The following is a 15244-nucleotide window of genomic DNA, read 5'->3' on the forward strand; positions in this document are numbered from 1 at the left end:
GAAGGAGACCCGTACGTGAACGCCACCGGAGCATGGGACCGCCTGGAGCCGAAGCTCGCCGCCACCCTGAACCGCGTGGCCGCACTGGAATCCGACCCCTCCCGCCGCAACAGCTTCGTCGCCTACACCATGGAACGCGACAGCGCCTACTGCGACCTCGACGGCGAACGCCTGCTCATGATGTCCGGCTACAGCTACCTCGGACTGGCCGGCGACGAACGCGTCGTCGCCGCCGCCAAGGCCGCCGTCGACGTCTACGGCACCGGCAACCACGGCGTGCGCGCCCTGGCCGGCACCATCCCCCTGCACGAGGAACTCGAAGCCGAGGTCGCCCGCTTCGCCCGCCGCGAACGCGCCCAGGTCTTCGGCTCCGGCTACGCCGCCAACGTCGGCACCGTCGGCGCCCTCGTCGGCCAGGGCGACACCGTCCTGATCGACAAGTACGACCACGCCAGCATCGTCGACGGCTGCCGCCTCTCCGGCGCCACCGTCACCCGCTTCCGCCACAACGACGTCGACCACCTCGAACGCCGCCTCAAGGCCGCCGCCCCCACCGGCGTGCGCCTGGTCATCGTCGACAGCGTCTACTCCATGGACGGCGACATCGCCCCGCTGCCCGAACTGCGCGAGGTCTGCGACCGCCACGACGCCCTCCTCATGGTCGACGAGGCCCACGCCCTGGGCGTCATCGGCGCCACCGGCGGCGGCATCGAGGAACACTTCGGCCACCGCTACCGCGTCGACATCAAACTCGGCACCCTCTCCAAGGCCATCCCCTCCATGGGCGGCTGGGTCGCCGGCAGCCACGAACTCATCGGCCACCTGCGCTACGCCGCCCGCCCCTTCCTCTTCTCCGCCGCCCTCGGCCCCGCCCAGACCGGCGCCGCCCTGGAATCCCTGCGCATCCTGCGCCGCGAACCCGAACGCGTCACCCACACCCAGACCCAGGCCCAGCGCCTGCGCGAGCGCCTCAACCAGGCCGGCATCTCCACCATGGACTCCACCACCGCCGTCCTGCCCGTCATCGCCGGCTCCGACGACGCCGCCTACGACTACGCCACCGCCTGCCGCAAGGCCGGCGTCATCGGCCTGCCCGTCGTCACCCCCGCCGTGCCCAACGACCTCGCCCGCCTGCGCATCGCCGTCACCGCCCGCCACACCGCGGCCGACATCGACTTCGCCGCCGACGCGTTCCTGACCGCCGCCGCCCAGACCGGCCTGATCTGACACCCGGCCGCACCCGGCCACCCCAGGCCGCACCAGGCCGCACCCGGCCACCCAGGCCCCACGCCGGCCACCCCAGGCCCCACGCCGGCCACCCCAGGCCCACGCCGGTCACCCCAGGCCCACGCCGGCCGCACCCGGTCACCCCCCGGCCCGGACAGGAGAGGAAGCCATGGCCCCGCACCCCCGCCCACCGATCGCCGTCACCGGCCTCGGCGTGCTCAGCCCCGCCGGCCACACCGTCCCCGAGTTCTGGCACACCGTCACCTCCGGGCACTCCACCGCCACCGCCCTGCACGACCCCGACCTCGCCCGCCACAAGGTCCGCCTGGGCTGCCGCGTCAACGACCTGCCCCACGACGACTGCCTGCCCGCCAAGGACGCCCGCCGCCTCGACCCCTTCGCCCACTACGGCACCCTCGCCGCCCTCGCCGCCCACCGCGACGCCGGAAGCCCCCACCCCGAACCCGGCCGCGCCGCCATCGTCGTCGGCAACGCCGTCGGCGGACGCACCACCAGCGACCGCGAATCCGCCCTCTACACCACCCACGGCCCCCTGCGCGTCTCCCCCCTGATGCCGCTGGTCACCATGCCCAACGCCGCCGCCGCCCAGATCGCCATGCGCCTGAACTGGAGCGGCCCCGCCCTGACCATCGCCACCACCTGCGCCTCCAGCGCCGACGCCATCGGCCACGCCGCCCTCCTCCTGCAGACCCACCGCGCCGACGTCGTCATCGCCGGCGGCTGCGAGGCCACCCTCACCCCCGTCACCCTCGCCGCGTTCGGCAACCTCGGCGCCCACTCCCAGCGCAACCACGACCCCGCCCACGCCAGCCGCCCCTTCGACACCCACCGCGACGGCTTCGTCATGGGCGAAGGCGCCGGCTTCCTCGTCCTGGAACGCCTCGACGACGCCCGCGCCCGCCACCGCACCCCCTACGCCCTGCTCGCCGGCCACGGCTCCAGCTCCGACGCCTACCACCTGGCCAACCCCCGCCCCGACGGCGCCGGCGCCGTCACCGCGATGCGCGCCGCCCTCGCCGACGCCGGCCTCACCCCCGCCGACATCGCCCACGTCAACGCCCACGGCACCTCCACCGTCCACAACGACCGCGCCGAAGCCGCCGCGCTGCGCACCGTGTTCGGCCCGCACGGCGTGCCGGTGACCTCCACCAAGGGCGTCATCGGCCACCTGATCGGCGCCGCCGGCGCCGTCGAGCTGATCGCCGCCGTCCAGGCGATGAACAGCCGCCTCGTCCCTCCCACCGCCAACCACGAGAAGACCGAAGAGGGCCTGGACCTCGACGTCGTCCACGGCGCCGCCCGCCCGATCCGCGCCGGCGCGGCCCTGTCCAACTCCTTCGGTTTCGGCGGCCACAACTCGACCCTGGTGGTGACCCCGCTATGACCACGACCGCCCCGCCCGCCCGGCGCGCCCGCCACACCCTCGGCGCCGAGGACCTGGCCGCCTACCGCGCCGCCGCCCGCACCCGCCTGCCGGCCGCCACCACCGCCGCGCCCTCGCCCGCGCAGCCCTTCGTGCTGGCCCACACCCTCGCCCAGCAGAGCGTCGCCGACCTGACCGCGGGCGACGCCGGCTTCACCGGCGTGGTCCACCTCGGCCAGGAGATCCGCACCCACCACCGCCTCAGCCCCGCCACCACGGTGCTGGTGGAGGTCGCCCTCACCGCGGTGCGCCGCGAGGCCCGCGGCACCCGCCTGGCCCTGGCCACCCGCATCAGCGACGACACCCGGGGCACCCTGCTGGCCGAACTGTCCACCGCCGCCCTGCTGGTGGGCGTCACCACCCTCGAACCGTTCGGCGCCCCGGCCCCGGCCGCCCACCCCGGCACCACCGCCGACACCGAACCCCTCACCCTCACCCACACCCTCACCCGCGCCGACGTCGCCGCCTACGCCCACGCCTCCGGCGACCTCAACCCCATCCACCTCGACGACACCGCGGCCCGCGCCGCCGGCTTCCCCGGCGTCATCGCCCACGGCATGCACCTGGTCGCCCTGGCCGCCGAGGAGATCACCGACCGCCACGCCGGCGGCGACCCGGCCCGCATCACCGCCCTGGGCGCCCGCTTCGCCGCCCCGCTCGCCCCCGGCGCCGCCCTGCGCCTGACCCTGCAGCCCTACGACCGGGCCACCGTCGTGCGCTTCAGCGTCGCCACCGACACCGGCACCGCCGTCAAGGCCGGCTGGGCCACCCTGGCGGGGGAGTGAACACCGTGACCACCACCCCCACCCCCGCCCCCGCGGACACCGCCGCCACCCCGGCCACCGCCGCCCCCACCGCCGCCACCCCGGCCACCCCCGCCACCCCCGCCACCGCGGACTCCGCCGCCGCGGGCACCGCCGGGCACGGCGCGCCGCCGCTCACCCTGGCCGACGCGTTCGCCGCGCACGCCCGCCACCAGCCCCACGCCGCCGCCCTCCTGTGGCACGAGCGGGCCGTCACCTACCGCGAACTGGCCGACGCCGCCGACGCCGAACGCACCCGCCTGCACACCCTCGACCTCGCCCCGGGCGAGCCGGTGGGCCTGGTGGCGACCAAGTCCCCCGAGGCGATCGCCCTCGTCCTGGCCTGCCTCACCGAACGCCGCCCCTTCCTGCTGCCCTCCCCCCAGCTGCCGCCGGCCCTGCTGGCCGCGCTGTTCGCCCAGGCCGGTGCCCGCCACGTCCTCGCCCCCCACGGCCAGGACACCCCCCGCCTGCCGCAGCCCCCGCACCCCGCCACCCGCCCCACCCTGGCCGCCGGCACCTCCTTCCTCCTCACCACCTCCGGCTCCACCGACCTGCCCAAGATCGTCCCGCTCGCGCAGAGCGCCGTCGACCGCTTCACCACCTGGGCCCACGACACCTTCGACCTGGGCCCCGGGCGCACCGTCGCCAACTACGCCCCCCTCAACTTCGACCTGTGCCTGCTCGACGTGTGGGCCACCCTGGCCGCCGGCGGCACCGTGCTGCTCGTCGACCCCGCCCACGCCCTCAACGGCCGCCACCTCCTGGACCAGCTCACCCGCCACCGCCCCCACGTCCTGCAGGCCGTCCCGCTGGCCTACGCCCTGCTGGTCCAGGCCGCCGCCCGCGACAACCGGGCGCTGGAGAGCGTCGAACACGCCGCGTTCACCGGCGACGCCATCGACCCGCGCACCCTGGCCGCGCTGCCCGCACTGCTGCCCCGCGCCGCGCTGTACAACATCTACGGCTGCACCGAGACCAACGACAGCTTCCTGCACCGCCTGGACCGCCTGGACGCCACCGCCGCGCTGCCCGTGCCCATCGGCACCCCGCTGCCCGGCGTGCGCACCCTGCTCGCCGCCCCCGACGGCACCCCGGTCACCGGGCCCGGCAGCGGCGAACTGTACGTCTCCACCCCCTTCCAGGCCGCCGGCTACCTGGACCGCTCCCGTGACGCGGGCCGCTTCACCACCCAGCCCGCCGGCGCGGGGCAGGGCCGGCGCTGGTTCCGCACCGGCGACCTCGCCGTCCGCGACGACCAGGGCCGCCTGCACCTGCGCGGACGCGCCGACTTCCAGGTCAAGGTCCGCGGCGTCGCCGTCAACACCGCCGAGGTCGAACGCGTCCTGCTCGCCCACCCCGAGGTGCGCGAGGCCGCCGTCGCCGCCGCCGACGACCCGATGACCGGCAAACGCCTGCACGCCGCCGTCCAGCGCGCCCCCGGCAGCACCCTCAACAGCCTCGTCCTGCGCGAGCACCTGGCCCGCAACCTGCCGCGCGCCGCCGTGCCCGAGCGCCTGGCCATCCACGACGCCCCGCTGCCCAAGACCCCCACCGGCAAGGTCGACCGCAAGGCCGTCCTGCCCCCCACCTGAACCGGCCCCGCCTGAACCGGCCCCGCCTGAACCCCCCGGCCTGACCCCCGCCTGAACCCCCTCGGGCCTGAACCGGCCCCGCCTGAACCGGCCCCATCCGCATCCGATTCCTTCTTCGATTCCTCACTCTTGCAAGGGAGTTGCCACCATGAGCAACATCGCCCAGATCAAGCGGTTCCTCATCGAGGAGTTCCTGCCCGACGTCACCCCCGAGCAGCTCGCCGACGACCACGACCTGCTCTCCGACGGCGTCATCGACAGCCTGGGCGTCCTCAAGCTCATCGCCTGGGTCGAGGACCACTTCGCCCTGCCCGTCGACGACACCGACCTGGACCCGAACAACTTCCGTTCCGTCGCCGCCATCGACGCCTTCATCACCGCCCGCCGCGCCGCGGCCACCGCCACGGTGGGCGGCTGATCCCATGCACCCGGCCCTCACCGCACTCCTCGCCGGCCGCCCGGTGCCCCTGGAGGCCTGGCGCTCGTGGTGGGACCAGCTGGAGCAGCGCACCTTGGGCCCGGCCCGCGACAGCGACCGGGCCCAGGCGGCGGCCCTGCTGGCCAGCCTCACCACCGGCCTGCCCGAGCCCGCGACCCTCGCCGCCCTCACCACCTCCCTCACCGAACGCGCCCCCGACCCGGGCCCCGCCCACCCCGGCAGCGTCAACATCGTCGGCACCGGCGGCGGCCCCGCCACCTTCAACCTCTCCACCGCCGCCGCGCTGACCGCCGCCAGCATGGGCATCCCCGTCGTCAAGACCGGCTCGCGCGCCTACACCAGCGCCGCCGGCTCCATCGACCTCCTCGAACGCCTGGGCATCACCCTCACCTCCTCCCACGCCGCCACCGGCGAGGACCTCGCCCGCCACGGGATCGCCTTCGCCGGCCCGCACGTCTACCCGCCGGCCCTCACCCGCCTGGCCCGCATCCTGTACCCGCTCACCCTCAAACCCTTCGGCGCGTTCCTCAACACCCTCGGGCCCCTCCTGGCGAGCGTGCCCGTCACCGCCCAGCTCACCGGCGTCTGCGCCGCCGCCCGCCTGGACGCCCTGCGCGACCTCGCCGCCCGCACCGCCACCCGCACCGTGTGGCTGGCCACCAACAGCGCCGGCGCCGACGAGCTCCTGCCGTTCGCCGACAACACCCTGCACACCCCCGGCGGCGCGATCCACCTGCCGGCCGGGTCCGTCGCCCCGGACCGCGGCACCCTCGCCGACCTCGCGCCGCACCCCGACGACCTCACCGGCCACTTCCTGCGCGCCCTCGCCGGGCAGGGCGGCGACACCGCCACCCACACCATCGCGCTCAACGCCGCCGCCCTCGCCCTCGCCTCCGGCCGCCACACCCGCTGGCACACCGCCCACGCCGCCGCGCTGGACGCGCTCGCCGACGGCGCCCCGCGCGCGCTCGCCGAACGCCTGCGCGCCCGCCCCCGGGAGGCGGCCGGTGTCTGAGCCCCTCTTCCCCGACGGACGGCTGGGCCTGGCGCTCTTCCTCAACGCCGGCGACCCCGCCGGGCGCCTGGCCGACCTCGCGCACATGCTCGACGCCCACGGCGTGGACGTCCTCGAACTCGCCGTGCCCTTCCCCCACTCGCCCACCGACGGCCCGGTCATCCGCCGCTCCGCCGCCCGCGCCCTGGCAGCCGGCACCACCCTGGACACCGTCCTGGCCGAACTCGCCGACCTCACACCGCGGCTGACCCGCCTCAAGGTCGCCCTGCTCGCCGACTGGAGCCACAGCCTGCGCCACCGCGACCCCGCCGCCACCGCCCGCGCCGTCACCCGCGCCGGAGCCGCGGCCCTGCTCGTCCACGCGCTGCCCCCACGGGTGCGCCCCGCCTGGCAGCAGGCCCTGCACGACGAGGGCCTGCCCGAGGTCACCACCTGCTACCCCGCCTCCACCCCCGAGGTCCTCACCGCCGCCGCCCGCGGCGCAGCCGGCGCCTACGTCTACCTCGTCGCCCACTACGGCCGCTCCGGCACCACCCCCGCCCACGGCCACCGCGCCCTGGCCGACACCGTCACCGCGCTGCGCACGGCGGCCCCCGCCGTCCCCGTCGCCGTCGGCTTCGGCGTCAAGAGCGCCGCCGACCTGGACGCGGTCGCCGCCGCCGGCGCCGACGCCGCCATCGTCGGCTCCGCGGCCGTCGCCCGCATCGAACACGCCCACACCGAAGGCCTCGACGCCGTCGAGGAGTTGCGGGCCTTCCTCACCGACCTCCGCCCCACCCGTCCCCCACACCCGGACGCACCCGGCGGACGCACCACCATCACCCTCACCCCCGCCAGCACCACCACCCGAGAGGAACAACCGGCATGCTGATCCGCGACATCGCCGACGTGAAGACCGTCGAGTGGGGCAACGGCGTCTCCCGCCGCTTCCTGCTCGCCGGCGACGGCCTCGGCTACAGCCTCACCGACACCGTCGTCAACGCCGGCACCAAGTCCCGCCTGGAGTACCGCAACCACCTCGAGGCGTGCTACTGCATCGCCGGCTCCGGCGAGGTCGTCGACATGGACGGCAACTCCCACCCCATCACCCCCGGGCGGCTGTACGCCCTCGACCAGCACGACGCCCACTACCTCATCGCCAGCCCCCACGAGGACCTGCGCCTGGTGTGCGTGTTCTCCCCGGCCCTGCGCGGCGACGAGGTCCACCAGCTCGACGCCCACTCCTCCTCCGCCTACTGAGGCGAAAGGTCCACGCACACGCCCCCAGGCGTGCCGGGCACGCCGCGGGGCGCCTGCGACCCGCCCCGGGGCGGGCCCCCCGCCCCGAGCCACCCACCGGCGCGCCGCCCCGCGCGCCGGCCCTGCCACCCCGGGCCCCCACGGCGGGCCCGGGAGGAAGGCGGCAACGTCATGATCCGCTGGGACGCCGACCAGAACGCCCTGCGCGAGGGCCTGGCCCGCTTCGGCGACGACCTGAGCGCCGGCCACATCGAAGGCGACGAACAGGCCGCCTTCTCCCACGACAAGTGGCGCCTCATCCAGAAGACCGGCATCCTCTCCCTGCCCTTCGACGAGCGCTACGGAGGCCTGGGCCAGTCCCTGCTCACCACCATGTACGTCCTCGAGGGACTGGGCCACACCTGCCGCGACGGAGGCCTCAACTTCTCCGTCACCACCTCCATGGCCTCCACCGGCGTACCCCTGCAGGCCTTCGGCTCACCCGCCCTCAAGGAGGCCTACCTGCCGCGCATCGCCTCCGGCGAGGCGATCGGCGCCCACGCCATCACCGAGTCCGACGGCGGCTCGGACGCCATGCAGATGCGCACCCGCGCCGTGCGCGACGGCGACCACTTCGTCCTCAACGGCGCCAAGACCTTCGTCTCCAACGGCCCCGTCGCCGACGTCATCGTCGTCTACGCCCGCACCCACCCCCAGGGCGGCGCCCTGGGCGTCACCGCGTTCCTCCTGGACCGCGACACCCCCGGCATCACCACCGGCAACCCCATCAAGAAGATGGGCCTGCGCACCTCCCCGCTGTCCGAGCTCTACCTCGACGACGTGCGGGTGCCCAAGGACCGCGTGCTGGGCCGCGTCGGCGGCGGCTTCCTCGTCCTGGACCACGTGATGAAACGCGAGATCCTCTACTCCTTCATCGTCAACACCGGCGAGATGCAGCACCGCCTGGCCCGCTGCCTGGACTACGCCAAGACCCGGATGTCCTTCGGCAAGCCCATCGGCTCCTACCAGTCCGTCGCCAACAAGATCGTCGACACCAAGATCCGCCTCGAGACCGCCCGCAAGTGGCTCTACGACACCGCCCAGCGCCTGGAGGCCGGCGAGAACGTCACCGTCGACATGGCCATCGCCAAACTCCTCACCAGCGAGTCCAACCTCGCCACCTCCCTGGCCGCCGTCCAGGTCTTCGGCGGCAACGGCTACATGTCCGAGTACGGACTGGAGAAGGACGTGCGCAACGCCGTCGCCGGCACCATCTACTCCGGCAGCAACGAGATCCAGTACAACCGCATCGCCGCCATGCTCGGACTGGGCAAATGAGCGCCCCCGCCCCGCCGCGCCCGGCCCCCGCCCGGCCCCGCCACCTCAAGGTGTGCGGGGCCCGCACCCGCGCCGACCTCGCCCTGCTCGCCGAATCCGGCCCCACCCTGGTCGGCCTGTGGCACGGCGTCCCCGACGGCCCCGCCGACCTCACCGAACAACGCCTCGCCGACCTCGCCGCCACCGCCATCCGCCTGGGCCTGGAACCCGTCCTGGTCACCTTCCTCGACGACGCCCACCGCCTGGCCGCCCTGGCCCGCGCCACCGGCATCCGCTGGATCCAGCTGCACGCCTACCAGCCGCCGTCCCTGGTCGCCGAGCTGCGCGAGCGCCTGCCCTACGCCGTCCTCGTCAAGGTCCTCCACCTCTCCCGCGGCCGCTGCCTCGAACGCCCCTTCATCGGAGCCTTCGAACGCGCCGGCACCGACCTGTTCCTCCTCGACACCGTCACCGCCGACGGGCGCGTCGGATCCACCGGCCACCCCCTGGCCCCCACCGACGTCCACACCCTGCTGCCCCGCCTGGGCATCCCCTTCCTCCTCGCCGGCGGCCTCAACGCCGCCAACCGCGACACCTACCGCACCGTCACCGACCACCCCCTGTACGCCGGCGCCGACATCGATACCGCCGCCCGCGACCACGCCGGCCGCTTCACCCGCGAAGCCGTCACCGCCCTCACCCACGCCTGGCAGCACACCCGGCGCACGCCCCACCCGACGGAGGCCTACGCATGAGCAGCGCCCACCCCCAGCGCTTCACCGACGCCCTCCTCGCCGCGCAGCGCCCCCTGATCATGGAGGTCAAACTTCGCGACCCGCACGGCACCGACCTGCTCGGCCCGCGCACCGTCACCGACCTCGTCACCCGCTACGAACAGGCCGGCGCGCCCTGCCTGTCCGTCGTCACCGGCCGCTGGTTCGGCGGCACCCCCCGCCTGCTGCGCGAGGTCACCGCCGCCACCCGCCTGCCTGTCCTGCAGAAGGACTTCCTCACCCGCCCCGCCCAGCTCGAGGCCTCCGCCGCCCTCGGCGCCAGCGCCGTCCTGCTCACCGCCGCCCTGCTGCCCGCCGTCTCCCTGCGCCGCCTGGTCGCCGCCGCCCTCACCCTCGGCCTGACCCCCTTCGTGGAGATCACCGACGCCCGCGAACTCGACCTCCTGGACGACCCCGCCGACTGCGTCATCGCCGTCAACAACAAGGACATCCGCACCCGCGAACGCGACCCGGGCGACCTCACCCGCAGCCTGCGCCTGCTGCCCGCCCTGCGCGCCGCCGCCGTGCGCGCCCCCGTCTCCGCCTCCGCCATCACCGACCCCGCCGACGCCGCCCGCCTCCTGGACGCCGGCTACGCCGGCCTGCTCGTGGGCACCACCCTGATGCGCACCGGCGACCTCACCGGCTGGCTGGCCGGCCTCGACACCGCCCGCGCCGGAGCCGCCGCATGAACACCGCCACCCGCTCCCTGGTCCTGGACGCCGACGGCATCCCGCTGTCCGTCCTGGTCGCCGAACCCCGCGACCGGGCGCCCAAGGCCGTCGTCCTCGCCATCCACGGCCGCGGCATGCGCGGCGCCTACTTCGCCGGCCCCGCCCACCCCGACACCGACCTGCTCACCCTCGCCGCCGACCTCGGCTACACCGTCCTGGCCCCCGACCGCCCCGGCCACGGCGCCTCCGCCCACCGCCTGCCCCACGGCCAGCTCATCGCCGACCAGGCCGCCACCCTGCACGCCGCCCTCACCGACTACGCCCGCGCCCACGACACCGGCGCCGGCGTCCAACTCCTCGCCCACTCCTTCGGCGGCAAGATCGCCCTGCAGCTGGCCGCCCACTGGCCCCACGACCCGCACCTGCCCCTGCTCGGCGCCGACATCTCCGGCCTCGCCCAGCACTACGCCCCCGGCGCCTGGGACCGCCCCGACGACCTCGCCGGCGGCGGCCGCCTCAACTGGGGCCCCCTCCACCTCTACCCGCCCGGCACCTTCCACGCCGCCCGCACCCTGCTCACCCCCGTCCCCGCCCTCGAATCCCGCGAACTGGCCACCTGGCCCGCCCGCTACCGCGCCCTCGCCGCCCGCGTGCGCGTGCCCGTGCGCCTGACCCTGGCCGACCACGAGCACTGGTGGCGCCTGGACCCCGCCGCCCGCACCGCCCTCACCACCGCCTTCCCCGACGGCCTGGCCCACCTCGTCACCGCCCACCGCGCCGGCCACAACCTCTCCCTCGGCCACGCCGCCCGCCCCTACCACCTGCGCGCCCTCGCCTTCACCGACGACTGCCTCACCCGCGCCCCCCACACCCCCGCCACCGCGGCCCCGGCCCTGGCCACCGTCTGACCCGCCCCCACCCCCGGCACCGTCCGCACCCCCGGCACACGCGAAGACCCGGCACGCGCGAGGGCCCCGCCGCCCCCGGCGCGCGGCCGGGAAGCGACGGGGCCCTCACACCGGATCAGGCCTTGCGGATGTTGTACGCCCAACCGGAGCCGTAGCAGCTGCTGGTGCTGTACGAACCGCTGACCACCCACCCCGACGGGATCGGCGAGAACGAACACACCGTCGCACCCGTGCGCCCGGCCGTGTCGGCGATCGTGTACGCCACGCCGGTGCCGGCGCAGCCCGCGCTGCTGTAGGACGTGGTGACGACCCACCCGGCGGGGATCGGCGACATCGAGCAGACGGTGGCGCCGGTACGCCCGGCCGTGTTGGAGATCGAGTACGCGACGCCGGTGCCCGCGCAGCCCGCGCTGCTGTAGGAGCTGGTGACGACCCATCCGGTCGGGATCGGCGACATCGAGCAGACGGTGGCGCCGGCGCGCCCGGCCGTGTTGGAGATGGAGTACGCGACGCCGGTGCCGGCGCAGCCCGCGCTGCTGTAGGAGCTGGTGATCACCCACCCGGTGGGGATCGGGGACATCGAGCAGACCGTCGCACCGTTCAGGGTGGCCGTGTTGGCGATCGAGTACGCGACGCCGGTGCCCGCGCAGCCCGCGCTGCTGTAGGAGCTGGTGATCACCCACCCGGTGGGGATCGGCGACATCGAGCAGACCGTCGCACCGTTCAGCCCGCTCACGTCCGCGATCGTGTACGCGACGCCGGTGCCCGGACAACCGGAGCTGCTGTAGGAGCTGGTGATCACCCACCCCGGCGGGATGGGGGAGTTGGAGCAGACGATCGAAGCGGCGGTGCGCTGCGGGGCCGCCTGCGCGGTCGCGGCCGTCGCGCTCACCATGCCCAGCAGCATGAGCACGACCGTCACCACGTGGGGTATGCGGGTACGTAGGGTCTTCACAACAGGCCTCGGAATCTTCTCGGCGCTCGACGGCGACGCTGATGCAGACGAGGTGAACGCTTGGCACACGGTCCCTTCACCTCGGCTGAGATGGTGTCAGAGTCACGCCGGTGACACCAGAGCGTCGCGAAGATCGCCCACCACCCCCGACAAGGCCGCCACCGCACCCACCCGCATCGGCGCCGCAACGAAGAACACCGCCGCCGCCCCCCAGGCCGAAGAAAGGGGGGCGACGGCGGTGCCGGGCCGAACGAAGGGTGACGTGCCGTCAAGGCACGGCCCGTCGGGGCTACACCTCCGGCTCCCAGGCCGCCAGCTGCTCGAAGATCCGCACATCGCCCTCGACCTTCAGGTCCGACACCGGGATCCGCCCGTACAGGGCCAGCACCAGCTGGCCGGCCGTGCCCAGGGCACTGAAGGCGGCCGCACCCGCACCGGCCTGCGCGCCGCCCGCGGGCAGACGGGTGGTGTGCGCGCCGGCGGCGGACAGCGCCAGGCGCCACGAGCGGCCCTCACCGGCGTGGTAGTCCACGACGCACGGCTCGTGCGGCCAGGGCGCCGTCGTCGCACAGCAGGTGAACAGGAAGTCCTCGACGCCGTCCAGCGCCACCTCCTCGGGCAGCGCGGTGGCACCCGTGCCCGCGGCGAGCTGGGCGTCGTAGGTGTGCACCGCCAGCTGCTGGAGCTGGTGGCGGGCCACCGCGCCGCTGGTGGGCGGGGACTGCGGGCCCCACCACGTCCAGCAGCCCCGGTCGGGACCGGCCTGACCCAGCGCGTCCAGCAGCAGACGGGTGGACTCCGCCAGCCACTGCGACAGCTCCTCGCGCCCGCGCGGGGCGCCACCCTCCCACACCGAGGCCGGCGGCGGGGCGTCGGCCGGCCCGGCGGCGACGGTGGCGGCCCAGCGCCGCCGCCCCTCGCCGATGTGCTGCGCCAGGTCGAACAGCGTCCACTCGGGGCAGGTCGGCACCTGCGCGTCGAGGTCGGGGGCGGCGGCGACGGCGGCGCGGAAGGCGTCCGAGCGTTCGCCGATCAGCCGCAGCAGGGCCGGGAAGTCGAGAATGGTGTCCACGCGGGTTGTCTATCACCCCACCGCGGGGGCGGGGCAACCGAATTTCCGCACGCCGCAAGCCCTGCGGGCGCGTGCGGCGGCGCGCGCGGGGCGCGAGGCCCCGCCCCGGGGCCGGCCGGCCCGGCCGACCGGGGAAGGGGCGGTGGCGCCCCGCGCGCGCCCGGGGGCCGCGCCCGAAGAGGGGGACGGCGCTCAAGCGGTCGAGCGGTCAGGGATTCAAGCGGTCAGGGGCTCAGGCGGTCAGGGGCTCAGGCGGTCAGGCGCACGTTGCGCCGGTGCTCCGTCATCCCGGTGACCAGCTGGTCACGGATGCGCGCCGGCACCTGGGGGGCGAACCGGGCCAGGTAGTGCGCCAGATGCGCCTGGTCGTCGACGAGGAACGGCAGGTCGAAGACGAGGAGCTTACGCACCGCCAGCAACGGCACCGGAGCGCGCAACGGCCGGAACGAGCGGTTCCACAGACCGCCCTCCTCGCACACCGGATGGAACTGACCGATCATCAGCCCCTGCTCGACGAACTCGTCCTTGGCCTTGCGCTGCAACTCGTCCAGCACCGTGGAATCGGCCCGGTCCAGCTGGGGCAGCACCAGCAGCACCGTCAGCAGCTCCCGGTCCGACTCCTCCGTCAGAGCACCCACCAACTGCTCGTACCAGGACCGCAGTTCACCCACCAGCGCGGGCAGGTCGGCCCCCGTGCCGCCGCCGTCACCGGCCGCGCCACCGGCGGCCACCGCGACGTGGAACAGACCACGGCGCAGCGAGGGCTGGGTGTAGGGGCACACCGGGCCGCTGCGCCCCAGGTCGGGGTGGGCGGTGGTGAGGAACTGCCGGCTCCAGGCGAGGATCTCGGCGACCTCGGGGTGGGCGTCGGCGGCCCCGGCGTCGATCTCGTCGGCGGCGAAGACCCGCAGGCCGGCCTCGGCGGCGGCGGGCGCGTTCACCGGGGCCCCCGCCACACCGGGGTCAGCTGCGGCCCGCCGGCGGGCAGGGCCAGGGCGTCGCCGAAGCGGGTGAAGCCGTTGCGGGCGCACAGGTGCGCACCGCCGGGGGAGCTGGTCTCGGCGTAGGCGGCCTGCCCGGCCGCGTCGACCTCGGCGAGCAGGGTCCGCAGCAGGGCCGCGGCGGTCAGGTCGTGACGGCGCTCGGGGCGCACGCCGATGAACGCCAGGTAGTAGTGCGGGCGGTGGCGGGGGTGACGGCGCGCCTGCAGGCGGGTGATCGCCGCCAGCCGCAGCACGCTCTGCGGGTGGGCCGCCGCGTCCACGGCCTCGTCCAGCGCGCGGGCCGCGTCCTGGCCGTGGTGGTCGGGGTGCTCCCACACCCCCGGGGGCAGGAAGAGTAACGCCGCGTCCAGGTCCTCGGTGGTCAGCACCCCCCGGTGGGCCAGGCACTGGTCGACGTAGACGCGGAAGAACGCGGGCAGGACACGGGCCCGGTAGGTGGCGTCGGGGAAGGCCCAGCGGGTGAGCGGGTCGTCCTGGAACGCGGCGGCGAGCACCCGGGACAGGGCGGCCTCCTCGCCGGGCCGGGCGGCCCGCACGACGGGGTGCCCCTCGGGCCGGGCACTGGGGATCTCGGCCGGGCGGGCGGCGGGGGCGCCCGGCGGGACGGTGGCGGTGGTCAACGGACACGCTCCTCGGCAGACAAGCGGACAACGGGCGGGCGGTGGGGCAAGGCGCGGCCCGGCGGTGCGGGCACGCCGTGCCGCGCGTGCAGGGCGCGCGGCGGGTACACCGGTGCGGCGCGGCGGTGCGATCGGACACGGGCGGTGCCGCGCGGTACAGCTGTTCTCCGTGCGGTGGCG

The 15244-nt window shown here is 75.4% G+C and carries 16 protein-coding genes; 12 read left to right on the forward strand and 4 right to left on the reverse strand.

What is annotated here, in order from left to right; translation table 11 throughout:
- Positions 1–15 precede the first annotated feature (15 nt).
- From ACIA8Q_RS30005 to ACIA8Q_RS30060, 12 genes are all read left to right on the forward strand, one after another.
- Positions 16–1227, forward strand: coding sequence for an aminotransferase class I/II-fold pyridoxal phosphate-dependent enzyme (locus ACIA8Q_RS30005; protein ID WP_360206742.1), 1212 nt, complete (start codon positions 16–18; stop codon positions 1225–1227).
- 169 nt (positions 1228–1396) lie between these two features.
- On the forward strand, positions 1397–2632 hold the full coding sequence (locus tag ACIA8Q_RS30010; RefSeq protein ID WP_360206745.1) for a beta-ketoacyl-[acyl-carrier-protein] synthase family protein: 1236 nt from the start codon (positions 1397–1399) through the stop codon (positions 2630–2632).
- Positions 2629–3456: a MaoC/PaaZ C-terminal domain-containing protein gene (locus tag ACIA8Q_RS30015; protein WP_360206748.1), complete on the forward strand. Its 828-nt coding sequence runs from the start codon at positions 2629–2631 to the stop codon at positions 3454–3456. Before ACIA8Q_RS30010 ends, ACIA8Q_RS30015 begins: the two co-directional genes overlap by 4 nt.
- A 5-nt stretch (positions 3457–3461) precedes the next feature.
- Complete coding sequence (locus ACIA8Q_RS30020; protein WP_360206751.1) at positions 3462–5069, forward strand: AMP-binding protein; 1608 nt, start codon at positions 3462–3464, stop codon at positions 5067–5069.
- 148 nt (positions 5070–5217) lie between these two features.
- Positions 5218–5487, forward strand: a complete 270-nt coding sequence (locus tag ACIA8Q_RS30025; protein WP_360206754.1) for a phosphopantetheine-binding protein — start codon at positions 5218–5220, stop codon at positions 5485–5487.
- A gap of 4 nt (positions 5488–5491) precedes the next feature.
- Positions 5492–6523 carry a hypothetical protein gene (locus ACIA8Q_RS30030; RefSeq protein WP_360206757.1) on the forward strand — a complete coding sequence of 344 codons (1032 nt, stop codon included), beginning with the start codon at positions 5492–5494 and terminating at the stop codon, positions 6521–6523.
- Positions 6516–7394 carry a tryptophan synthase subunit alpha gene (trpA, locus tag ACIA8Q_RS30035; RefSeq protein WP_360206760.1) on the forward strand — a complete coding sequence of 293 codons (879 nt, stop codon included), beginning with the start codon at positions 6516–6518 and terminating at the stop codon, positions 7392–7394. Before ACIA8Q_RS30030 ends, trpA begins: the two co-directional genes overlap by 8 nt.
- The gene (locus tag ACIA8Q_RS30040) at positions 7388–7762 is read left to right on the forward strand and encodes an ectoine synthase (protein ID WP_360206763.1); all 375 of its coding nucleotides are present in this window, start codon (positions 7388–7390) and stop codon (positions 7760–7762) included. The genes trpA and ACIA8Q_RS30040 overlap by 7 nt, the downstream gene beginning before the upstream one ends.
- 171 nt (positions 7763–7933) lie before the next feature.
- A complete protein-coding gene (locus ACIA8Q_RS30045) occupies positions 7934–9079 on the forward strand; it encodes an acyl-CoA dehydrogenase family protein (protein WP_360206766.1) in 1146 nt (381 codons plus the stop codon).
- On the forward strand, positions 9076–9813 hold the full coding sequence (locus ACIA8Q_RS30050; RefSeq protein WP_360206768.1) for an N-(5'-phosphoribosyl)anthranilate isomerase: 738 nt from the start codon (positions 9076–9078) through the stop codon (positions 9811–9813). The genes ACIA8Q_RS30045 and ACIA8Q_RS30050 overlap by 4 nt, the downstream gene beginning before the upstream one ends.
- Positions 9810–10523: an indole-3-glycerol-phosphate synthase gene (locus tag ACIA8Q_RS30055; protein WP_360206770.1), complete on the forward strand. Its 714-nt coding sequence runs from the start codon at positions 9810–9812 to the stop codon at positions 10521–10523. Before ACIA8Q_RS30050 ends, ACIA8Q_RS30055 begins: the two co-directional genes overlap by 4 nt.
- Complete coding sequence (locus ACIA8Q_RS30060; protein ID WP_360206773.1) at positions 10520–11413, forward strand: alpha/beta fold hydrolase; 894 nt, start codon at positions 10520–10522, stop codon at positions 11411–11413. Before ACIA8Q_RS30055 ends, ACIA8Q_RS30060 begins: the two co-directional genes overlap by 4 nt.
- 115 nt (positions 11414–11528) lie before the next feature.
- On the opposite strand, the gene ACIA8Q_RS30065 is transcribed toward ACIA8Q_RS30060, so the two are convergent.
- The 4 genes from ACIA8Q_RS30065 to ACIA8Q_RS30080 all read right to left on the reverse strand — a co-directional run bounded on the left by ACIA8Q_RS30065 (position 11529) and on the right by ACIA8Q_RS30080 (position 15064).
- A complete protein-coding gene (locus ACIA8Q_RS30065) occupies positions 11529–12335 on the reverse strand; it encodes a hypothetical protein (RefSeq protein WP_396317992.1) in 807 nt (268 codons plus the stop codon).
- A 322-nt stretch (positions 12336–12657) separates the two neighbouring features.
- Complete coding sequence (locus ACIA8Q_RS30070) at positions 12658–13440, reverse strand: maleylpyruvate isomerase N-terminal domain-containing protein (RefSeq protein ID WP_396317993.1); 783 nt, start codon at positions 13438–13440, stop codon at positions 12658–12660.
- Between the two features lie 248 nt (positions 13441–13688).
- On the reverse strand, positions 13689–14381 hold the full coding sequence (locus tag ACIA8Q_RS30075) for a DUF6875 domain-containing protein (protein ID WP_360206780.1): 693 nt from the start codon (positions 14379–14381) through the stop codon (positions 13689–13691).
- Entirely contained in the window at positions 14378–15064 is a 687-nt protein-coding gene (locus ACIA8Q_RS30080; protein WP_360206783.1) for a hypothetical protein, read from the reverse strand. Before ACIA8Q_RS30080 ends, ACIA8Q_RS30075 begins: the two co-directional genes overlap by 4 nt.
- Positions 15065–15244: the final 180 nt, after the last annotated feature.

This window comes from Kitasatospora sp. NPDC051705 (assembly GCF_044453265.1).
In the GTDB taxonomy this organism is placed as follows: Bacteria; Actinomycetota; Actinomycetes; order Streptomycetales; family Streptomycetaceae; genus Kitasatospora.

Excerpts from the sequence above, each read along its gene's own strand:
- ACIA8Q_RS30010 (WP_360206745.1), top strand. The coding sequence starts at position 1,397 with ATGGCCCCGCACCCCCGCCCACCGATCGCCGTCACCGGCCTCGGCGTG.
- ACIA8Q_RS30045 (WP_360206766.1), top strand. The coding sequence starts at position 7,934 with ATGATCCGCTGGGACGCCGACCAGAACGCCCTGCGCGAGGGCCTGGCC.
- ACIA8Q_RS30040 (WP_360206763.1), top strand. The coding sequence starts at position 7,388 with ATGCTGATCCGCGACATCGCCGACGTGAAGACCGTCGAGTGGGGCAAC.
- ACIA8Q_RS30025 (WP_360206754.1), top strand. The coding sequence starts at position 5,218 with ATGAGCAACATCGCCCAGATCAAGCGGTTCCTCATCGAGGAGTTCCTG.
- ACIA8Q_RS30030 (WP_360206757.1), top strand. The coding sequence starts at position 5,492 with ATGCACCCGGCCCTCACCGCACTCCTCGCCGGCCGCCCGGTGCCCCTG.
- ACIA8Q_RS30050 (WP_360206768.1), top strand. The coding sequence starts at position 9,076 with ATGAGCGCCCCCGCCCCGCCGCGCCCGGCCCCCGCCCGGCCCCGCCAC.
- ACIA8Q_RS30015 (WP_360206748.1), top strand. The coding sequence starts at position 2,629 with ATGACCACGACCGCCCCGCCCGCCCGGCGCGCCCGCCACACCCTCGGC.
- ACIA8Q_RS30060 (WP_360206773.1), top strand. The coding sequence starts at position 10,520 with ATGAACACCGCCACCCGCTCCCTGGTCCTGGACGCCGACGGCATCCCG.
- ACIA8Q_RS30055 (WP_360206770.1), top strand. The coding sequence starts at position 9,810 with ATGAGCAGCGCCCACCCCCAGCGCTTCACCGACGCCCTCCTCGCCGCG.